Origin of the sequence: Arachidicoccus sp., from assembly GCF_050436765.1 — a bacterium.
GTDB lineage: Bacteria > Bacteroidota > Bacteroidia > Chitinophagales > Chitinophagaceae > Arachidicoccus.
Genome location: NZ_JBNQGD010000400.1, coordinates 1 through 1,435 on the forward strand (window position 1 = coordinate 1; position 1,435 = coordinate 1,435).

1 protein-coding gene is annotated in these 1,435 nt (G+C 30.0%); it reads right to left on the bottom strand.

Features of this window, described 5'->3' with window-relative positions:
• A partial coding sequence (locus ACQR30_RS16615) for a DDE-type integrase/transposase/recombinase (protein WP_429736879.1) occupies nt 1-1,200 on the bottom strand: 1,200 nt, incomplete at its 3' end.
• Nucleotides 1,201-1,435 lie beyond the last annotated feature (235 nt).

Sequence of the window (1,435 nt, forward strand, 5' to 3'; positions counted from 1 at the left end):
ATTTCCGTTAACCGGAACTGCTAAAATTCCACCTTCTAAATTTCTGAGCTTGTAAGCTTGATTTGGAAGAATGTCATGTACATAATAAGGTCCTTTCCATTTTGGATTTAGTTTTCCAGAATGTGTTTGATCTTGTGCAGCCTTAAAGTAAAGAACTTTGTCACCAATTGTGAAATTAATTTCTTTTTTAATCTTTTTGTCATGTTCTATTTTTTTCTTTTGCTGACTAATTTGTATTTGTAATCGAGATCTTTCCCTGATTTGTGGAACATCATCAATCAGCTGTTTCAGTCGATCATTTAATGATGTAATTTTCGAATCTTCTGTTTCTTCAATTGGTAATCTTGCAGATCTTCCATATACTAAAAAGAAAGGTTCTATGCCTGTTGTGGAATGTTTGTTTGTACGATAAGCAAATAATGTAGGGGCTATAAACAAATCCCAGTCATTCGATTTTTCTGAGATTTTTGCCAAGGATTCACAAAGTGTTCGATTGAATCTTTCCACTAATCCATTGGTCTGTGGATGATATGGCGTTGATAATAAATGATTAATTTCGAATTTTCCTAATAATTTTTCTATCATGTGGTTATTGAAATGAGTTCCTCTATCCGATAATATTATTTGAGGACATCCATGTCGACAAATTATATGTTCATATATAAAATTTGCGACTTTTTCAGCAGTTGCTTCAGTAATAGCTTGAGCTTCAGGCCATTTTGTTAAATAATCCATTGCTACTACTATATATTTCTTTCCTCTTTGTGTTCGTGGTAAAGGTCCAACTATATCAATTCCAATTTGGTAAAAAGGTGAATGAACCGGAATTGGATGTAATAAATTATTTTTCTTTGATCGTCCTCTTCGTTGACAAGAGTCACATGATTTCACATATTTCTTAATATCTTCGTACATTTGTGGCCAATAATATCGAATACGAATTTTGTTGAACATTGGATCCGTTGCAAAATGTCCTCCTAAAGGATCATCATGAAACATATAAAGTATACTATCTAATTCATTAAATTTAACTACCCTAAAAAAATTATTTTTATCATTTTTATCTAATTTATAAAGAAAGTTATTTTTAACTATATAATTTTTACTTTGTCGAATGATTTGTTGTTTTTCTTCTTTTTCGTTTGGTAAAATTTTTAAACTAATATAATTAAATAAATTATTATAATGTTTTTCTTCCATGTTTGAATATTTAAATAATTAACTATCCTAAAATATGGGCTGTAAATCACGTTGTTCACACTTTCGCTGTCACCCGTAATGAAACTATGTTAATTTAATAAGTTGACGATCTTTTCTTTGGTGATTGAGATTTAACTTCTACTGGTTCAAAATAATGTCCATGAGGTGTATCAATTCTTTTGAATTCAACGTTTGAATTAGAATTTCGACGTTTTGGTTTGGGAGATTCTAGAGT